Annotated in this window: 5 protein-coding genes and 1 pseudogene; 5 read left to right on the plus strand and 1 reads right to left on the minus strand. The window is 66.1% G+C overall.

Annotated elements, in window-relative coordinates; all coding sequences use genetic code 11:
* Nucleotides 1-107: 107 nt before the first annotated feature.
* From U0177_RS23020 to U0177_RS23040, 5 genes are all read left to right on the plus strand, one after another.
* Nucleotides 108-1,025, plus strand: coding sequence for a polymer-forming cytoskeletal protein (locus U0177_RS23020; protein ID WP_409573015.1), 918 nt, complete (start codon nucleotides 108-110; stop codon nucleotides 1,023-1,025).
* 323 nt (nucleotides 1,026-1,348) lie between these two features.
* Entirely contained in the window at nucleotides 1,349-2,434 is a 1,086-nt protein-coding gene (locus U0177_RS23025) for an ABC transporter ATP-binding protein (protein ID WP_409573016.1), read from the plus strand.
* A 103-nt stretch (nucleotides 2,435-2,537) separates the two neighbouring features.
* A complete protein-coding gene (locus U0177_RS23030; RefSeq protein ID WP_409573017.1) occupies nucleotides 2,538-3,155 on the plus strand; it encodes an HD domain-containing protein in 618 nt (205 codons plus the stop codon).
* 458 nt (nucleotides 3,156-3,613) lie between these two features.
* Nucleotides 3,614-6,580 carry a hypothetical protein gene (locus tag U0177_RS23035; RefSeq protein ID WP_409573018.1) on the plus strand — a complete coding sequence of 989 codons (2,967 nt, stop codon included), beginning with the start codon at nucleotides 3,614-3,616 and terminating at the stop codon, nucleotides 6,578-6,580.
* Between the two features lie 455 nt (nucleotides 6,581-7,035).
* Nucleotides 7,036-7,422, plus strand: coding sequence for an LPXTG cell wall anchor domain-containing protein (locus tag U0177_RS23040; RefSeq protein WP_409573019.1), 387 nt, complete (start codon nucleotides 7,036-7,038; stop codon nucleotides 7,420-7,422).
* Nucleotides 7,423-7,512: 90 nt separating this feature from the next.
* On the opposite strand, the pseudogene U0177_RS23045 reads toward U0177_RS23040, so the two are convergent.
* Nucleotides 7,513-7,754, minus strand: a pseudogene (locus U0177_RS23045) (hypothetical protein); the annotation flags it as partial.

Consider the following 7,754-nt stretch of genomic DNA (forward strand, 5'->3'; position numbering starts at 1 on the left):
TGACATCAAACTGTAAACTGGCGCGGTTGATCTTGGCTACCGTGCGGCATACCATAGCACTAGCTTTTATTGTGCAATGGTGTCTTCACTAGGCCAGGAGAACAGATATGTTCGGACGCCGTAACCCCGATCGGCCGCTCGACCAGCCGGCAGTCGCGCCGAAAAGCGATATCGACCTTGGTATGCTCGACGACCTGCCGACAATTCCCCCCGCCGAGCCGGCCAAGCCCGCTCCGGCCGACGATCCCTGGAGCGCTCGCACTGCCGCGATGCTCGGGCCGTCGGTGATGCAGCTGCTGCGCGCGGCCGAGGTGTCCGGCGAGCCGGCGCTGGTGGCCGAAGCGCCTACGCCGGCTGTTCCAGCCCCGCCCGCGCCTGCGCCGGTGGCGCCTGCCCCGCCGCCCGCCGCGCCTGCGGTTACCCAGCAGCTGCCCGCGCTCGATTTCGACCCGGCGATTGAGATTGTGCATAGCCAGCTGTGGCAGTCGCAGCACGTGTATGCCGAGCCCGAGCCGCCGGCGCCGCCCACGCTGAGCGACGAGCTGGGCATTGCCGCCGATTCGCTGTGGGCGCCAATCGCCGAGCCCGAGCCGCCGGCGCCTGCGCCCGCCGCACCTGCGCCTGCGCCAGCTGCACCTGCGCCCAAGGCCGCCGCGCCCGAGCTTCCGGCGGCGGTGGTTGCGCCGGTGCCGGCCCGCCCGAACGCCGAGAGCGTGATTGGCCCCGACGACTTTTTCGACGGCCACTACCGCTCGGAGCGCGGCGTACGCATCCAGGGCGCAGCGCGCGGCGCGATCGAGTCGCGCCAGTATATCCTGGTCGAGGCCGGCGCGCAGGTTGAGGCCGAGCTGGTAGCCGAGGCGATCACGATCGCGGGCACGTTTACCGGCAAGATCGCCTGCCGCGGCCGGCTCGAGATCGCCTCCACCGGCACTGTGCAGGGCGCGGTCGAGACGGTGGCGCTGGTGGTATACGAGGGCGGCTCGCTTGACGGCGAGCTACATATGGTGCGGCCGGCGGCCTGATCCGGGCGCCTTGCAGTATCGTAATCTACGGGCAACGGGGGTGGCGAAGCCGCCCCCGTTTTCTATTTGCAGCGCAGAGCCACTTAATGCTACAATACTCGGACCCGTAAGTTAGAGCCTGCCTGAAAAGGGGAGTGCGAGGGGCGATGCCCCTCGCGCATCCTTCTCTAGCGGGTCGCGGCCACGAATGTGGCCGCGACCCGCAAAATACCGACGTTTGGAGAGGCGAAGCTCTTCCAAACCACGCTTTTCAAACAGCTAGCTATTGCCGATTCTGCCATGTGTGCTGAGAACGATTGGCGACGAGCGGCGCCCGCGCGCCAGTGAGCGACGCACTGCTTGAAGTTCGCGATGTCGCCAAGGCCTACGATGGCACGCCGGCCCTGCGCGGCGTGAGCTTGCGCGCCACACAGGGCGCGATCGTTTGCCTGCTCGGCCCCTCGGGGTGCGGCAAGACAACCCTGCTGCGGCTGGTCGCGGGGATCGAGCGCGCCGACAGCGGCTCGATCCGCTTCGAAGGCCGCGCGATCGACGATCTGCCGCCGCACCGGCGCGGCTTCGGCTTGATGTTTCAAGATTACGCGCTGTTTCCGCACCGCGATGTGGCCGGCAATGTGGCATTTGGCCTGCGCATGCAGGGCCTGCCGCGCCAGTGCGTGGCCGAGCGCGTTGCGGCAATGCTGGATCTGGTGGGCCTGGCGGGCTACGAGCGCCGGCGGGTGTTCGAGCTGTCGGGCGGCGAGCGCCAGCGTGTGGCGCTGGCGCGCAGCCTGGCGCCCAGCCCGCGCCTGCTGATGCTCGACGAGCCGCTGGGCGCGCTTGATCGCACGCTGCGCGAGCGCCTGCTCGACGAGCTGCGCACTATTCTCAGGCGCGTGGGCGTCACCAGCCTGTACGTGACGCACGACCAGGCCGAAGCGTTCGCGCTGGCCGACTGGCTGGTGCTGCTGCGCGACGGCCGGATTGCGCAGCAGGGCTCGCCCGAGCAGGTGTACCACTGGCCGAGTAGCCCGTTCGTGGCGCGCTTCCTGGGCCACGCCAACCTCGTGGAGGGCCGCGTAGCCGGCGTGGAAGATACGACCGCCGTGGTCGATACCGCGCTTGGCCGCTTTACTGGCGTGGCGAGCTTGCCGGGCGTGGCGCGCGGATCGGCGGTGGTGCTGGTGCTGCGCCCCGAGGCTGCCGCACTTCTGCCAGCGGCCTCGCCGGCCGGGCCGAACCGCATCGCCGGTACGCTGGCCGAGCGCTCGTTTCGCGGCAGCTACACCCAGCTTACGCTTCGGCCGGCGGCAGGCCCGCCGCTGGTGTTCGAGCTTGGCGGCGCCGAGCTGCCACCCGCTGGGGCGGCGGTGACGCTCGAGCTGCGGCCTGGCGCAATCAGCATGATACCAACCTCCGAAAATACGTAGTTTATACGATGCGCACGCGGAATATTACGTATATAATGCCGCCAAGCAACCACACATCGAACAGCATATCTGCTGGTGGGCCGTTGGTATCGGGGCGGCTTGTATGCGCATAAAGCCCGACTTCGAGCGTGCTCGCCAGTATGCAATTCAACGGCTGGCGTCCGAGCTGGCGCCGGCGCTGGTATACCACTCGATCGCGCATACCTGCGACGAAGTGGTGCCGGCGGCCGAGCGGCTGGCCGGCCTGGCGGGGGTGCGCGGCGATGAACTATTGCTGCTGCGCACGGCGGCCTACTACCACGATCTTGGCTTTATCACACACTATGCCGGCCACGAGGCCGCCAGCGCAGCGATCGCCACAGCAGTGCTGCCGGAGTTTGGCTACCAGCCACGCCAGATCAGCCGCATCCACGGGATGATCATGGCCACCAAGCTGCCGCAATCGCCGCATACGCTGCTGGAGCGCCTGCTGGCCGACGCTGACCTGGACGTGCTGGGGCACCCGAATTTCTTGGCGCGGAACCAGGCGCTGCGCGCCGAGCTGGCGAGCTACGGCGGCGCGATGACCGACGAGGGCTGGTATTCAAACCAGATCAAGTTCATCGCAAACCACCACTACTGGACGCCCGAAGCCGCCCACGAGCGCGATGCGGGCAAGCTCGCCAGTATGGCGCTCCTCGGCGATCTGCTGGCGCGCAGCCGGCGCGACCGATACGATTAGGCGCGTTGTGTTGCAGGAATAGGCCGGGTTCTATCGGCGCGAGGCGGGCAGCGCTGCACCGATCCTCTTGTTGGCCGCACTACGCCCGAACGGCGATGCTGATTACGGCGGGCTTGATGTTCTTCTGGCCTCGCGCCAGGCAGGCGGCCAAGTATACCTTGTCGGAACCGATAGTCTCACCAGTAGCACGACCAAAGGCCGGTCGGGCTGCTGGTATATGCGTATCTAGCCTACGTACACGCATAGTTCTATGGCCCGTCGTTCGCGCTGGAAGCGCAAGCGATGTGCGGCCTACGATAATCCTGTTCGAAACCAAACAGTGGCGCGTGGAGGGGGGGCGCGTACGAAGAAGGGGGAAAAGATGGCCCGGTACGCAGCACAGGCGGCTGGGAAGGCGTCGTAGGGCGGTGGAGCGGCTTTGTTTCGGTTCATCTCGCAGGTATCGAAAGGACTACTCGATGCGTGTACGTTTGCTTGGCTTACCAGCCGCGGTGCTGGTGGCGCTGCTGCCAATCCTTGTATCAGGAGCGCTGCTTGGGCCAACCCTAGTGAAGGCGCAAAAAGTTCAGCAGGGGCGCCACCCGGCGCAGTTTGCGCGAACGCTGCCACGTAGCCCGAGCCGCGCCCGGCCACAGGTAGCCGGCGCAGCGACTCAGGCGGCCACTTTCCCGGCGAACTTCAACGAGGGATTTGAGGGCGCGTGGCCGTCCGCAGGCTGGACGCTGCAGGATTTCGGCAATAGCGGCGGCGAGTACTTGCTTGGCAAGCGCGGCTGCAACCCGCTCCAGGGCGCCTTTGCCGGCTGGACGGTTGGCGGCGGCGCGAATGGCTCAAACCTCTCGTGCAACGCCAACTACCCCGATAACGTCTACAGCGTAGCGGTCTACGGCCCGTTCGACCTGACCAACATGGTCAGCTCGGTGCTGACGTACAATTTCATTGGCTCGAGCGAGGCCGACTACGACCAGCTGTTCGTCGGCGCCTCGATCGACGGCAACTACTACTGCGGCAACTACCAGAGCGGCGCGCTGAATGACGCTTATCACCAAGACTCGGTCGACCTGAGCAATTTGCAGTGCTCGGGCGTGCCGTCGTCGCTGCTGGGCCAGACGAGCGTCACGATCGCGGTGATGTTCATCAGCGACGAGAGCAACAACGACATCGGGTTTACGATCGATAACCTCCGGCTGGTATCGCAGGGCGCTGCGGCGACGAGTACGCCGACCATCCGGTCGACGAACACGCCCACCATTCGGCCGACAAACACGCCCACCAGCATACCCACCGACACCCCGGTCGGCACTGCTACCAACACGCCAGTTGGCCAGCCGACGAACACACCCACCAGCATCCCGACGGATACGCCCACCGACACGCCCACCAGCATCCCGACGGATACACCCACCGATACGCCCACCCAGCTGCCCACCAGCACGCCGACAACACCGGCTACCAATCTCAACCTGACGGTGAGCCAGATCGAGACGACCCAGGCGGTGCAGACTGGCCAGAACAATGTGCCGCTGATCGCCGGGCGGCCGGTGGTGGTGCGCGTGAGCGTTGGCGTGCAGAACAGCGCCACTGCGGTGCTGAACGTCACCGGGCGGCTGCACGGCGTGCGCAATGGCGTCGAGATCACCGGCTCGCCGCTTTCGCCATTCAACGCGCGCGACAGCATTGTGGCCCAGCTTTCGCCCAACCGCGCAAACTTCGACGACACGCTCAACTTCCAGCTGCCGATCGACTGGACCACCGGCGGCCCGATTACGCTCTGGGCCGAAGTCAACCCCAACCACACGATCGACGAGGCCACCTTCGCCGATAACCGCAGCGCCGACCTGCCGGTGAACTTCCGCACCGTGCCGACGCTGCAGATCATGCTGGTGCCGATCGCCTACCAGCCGGGCGGCCAGGGAACGATCCTGCGGCCCGATCTGACGCAGAACAACCAGGGCCTGAGCAACCTGCAGAACCTGTACCCGATCGCCGACGTGCGGGCGACGCTGCACTCGGAGTACCTGTTCACCGGCAACCTGAACTCGAACGGCTGGGAGAAGCTGCTCGACGAGCTGACCGCCGTGCGCAACCGCGAGCTTGGCGCCGCCGCGCGCACCTCGAAGCTGGTGTACTACGGCGTGGTGCCGCAGGGCGTAGTTGCCGGCCAGAACTCGTTCACCGCCGGCATCGGCTGGGTTGGCGGCAACCTGCTTACCAGCGTAGGCCTGGAAGCCTCGAACGGCGTTGCCGCGCACGAGATCGGCCATAACCTGGGGTTGAACCACGCGCCCTGCGGTGTGGCCGGCGACCCGGACTACCCGTTCGCCGACGGCCGCACTGGTGACGTGGGCGTCGACGTGTACCAGCGCCAGCTGCACTCCGACGGCGAAAAGGATTTCATGAGCTACTGCCGGCCGATCTGGGTGTCGGCGTTCCACTACCTCAAGATGCTGCAGGCCTTGACCCAGGCCGCACCGCCGCCGCCACATGGCGCCATCCCGGCCCAGGCCGGCAATGGCCTGCTGATCGCCGGCAGCATCTACAGCGACACTGTGAGCGGCGCGTTCACCTCGAACGTGCCGGTGAACAACGTGACGGCCGACACGGGCGACGCGAGCGGCAGCTACCGCGTAGACCTGCGCGACTCCGGCGGCGTGGTGCAGTACAGCTACCAGTTCAGCCCCACCACGGTCGATTCGCACACCACCGCGCCGTCGTTCGGCTTTAGCTTCACGGCGCCGCAAGTTGCCAACCTGGCCTCGATCGAGCTGTACAAAGGCAATACGCTGATCTCGTCGCAGCAGGCCTCGCCGGCGCCGCCCAGCCTGACGGCCACAGCCACCAGCACGGTCGACGCGATCACCGTCACGTGGCAGGCCTCCAGCTCGGATGGCGTGCCGGTGCAGGTCGCCATGCGCTACAGCCCCGACAACGGCCTCTCATGGCGCCTGCTGGGAACCAACATCGCCGGCAACAGCTTTGTGCTCAGCAAGCGCAACCTGCCGAGCAGCTCGGGCGGCCTGCTCGAGGTGATCGCCACGAACAACGGCCAGTCGACCACCAAGCAGCTGAACACTGGCTCGATCAGCAACAAGCCGCCGGTGGTCAGCATCGCGGGTAACTCCTCGGTGCAAACCTACGTCGGCCAGCCGATCGTGGTGCAGGCGACGGCGCTCGACCTCGAAGACGGCTACCTCCAGGGCAATAGCCTGGTATGGACCGACGAGAACGGCACGACCCTGGGCGTAGGCGAGAACCTGGTGCTGTCGGATGGCCTGCCGCGCGGCAGCCACACGCTCACCATCACCGCCACCGACAGCAATGGCGCGCGCACGCAGGATGCCGTCAACATCAGCGTGGTGAATCCGCCACCGGTGCGCGTGAACGTGACGTACAGCATCTACATCCCGGTGGCACGCCGGCCGTAGCGCGCACTCGCTCGCTATCCGGCTGATCTCTTGCTTTCTGGTGGAGGTTCGGGGGCGGCGAAGCTGCCTCCGAACTTTCTTGTTGGGATGCCTTTGCTTTCTGGTGGGGGCCCGGGGCGGCGAAGCTGCCCCTGACATTTCTTTTTTTGTTAGGACTTACGCTGCGGTACTTTCTTTTTGGATGTGTCCATTTTCCGCGCTACGCGCCGAAAATGGACACACGATGATCAAGAAGTACCATCTATACGTGCTCAAGCAAAGAGCGCATTAGTACGGTAGCTTTTTCGGGGCGCGGCGATGCTGCGCCCCGGTTTTGTTTCTTGGCCGCCGAACATACCGAAAATCGTACAATTGGCACGCTATTTGCTGAGAGAAGCCCGTGAAGCGCGGGATTGAAAGTCTGCCTGCGTGGAAGTGGCACATACTGGATGTGCCGGTTAGAGAGGAGTGAAAGAATGCGAACCCTTGCAGCGCTCGGAACTCTGTTTGCTGGCGCGATCCTGATCGTGCTGATGATGGCGCCGGTTGTTTCTGCGGCGAACGTGGCCAGGCCCGCGCTCCAGACCACCGAGACGGCGGTGGGCACTGCGGCGCCGACAACTGCGGCCACTGCTGCCGCGACTACGGCCGCTACCGCCGATGCGACTGCCGTCGCGACCACGGCGGCGACAGCTGCCGCAACTACCACGGCGGCGACTGCCACCACCACCGCGCCGGGCACCCTGCCGAACACCGGCGACGACAGCGGCTTCAACCCGATCTGGCTAGCGGCCCTGGCGCTAGTGATCGTCGCGGTCGCGGCCGGCATGGTCGTTTCGAGCCGGCGCAGCGCGCGGCTGTAGGCTTTATTGCAATAGGCCGTACACCGAGGCTCGGGGGCTGTAACGCCGCCCCCGAGCTTTTTTGCGCGCTCGCGGCGGCCGGTGGCGCCGCTAGAAAAATGGCGTAAGCCACTCGGCTTTGATCTCGAGGCCGAAGCCGGGCGCGTCGCTGGGCGTCAGCCAGCCGTTCTTCGGCACGGCCTGGCCTGGCAGCCGCCAGCCATCCTCGAGCGGCACGCCAGGGTCGGAGCCGACAAAGAACTCGCACCAAGGCGTGCTGGCGCTGGCGTAGCTGAAGTGCTGGCCGAACACGGTGTTCCCGCCGGCGTGCGGGATCACGCTCAGGCCGGCCG

Source organism: Kouleothrix sp. (genome assembly GCF_046328425.1).
GTDB lineage: Bacteria > Chloroflexota > Chloroflexia > Chloroflexales > Roseiflexaceae > Kouleothrix.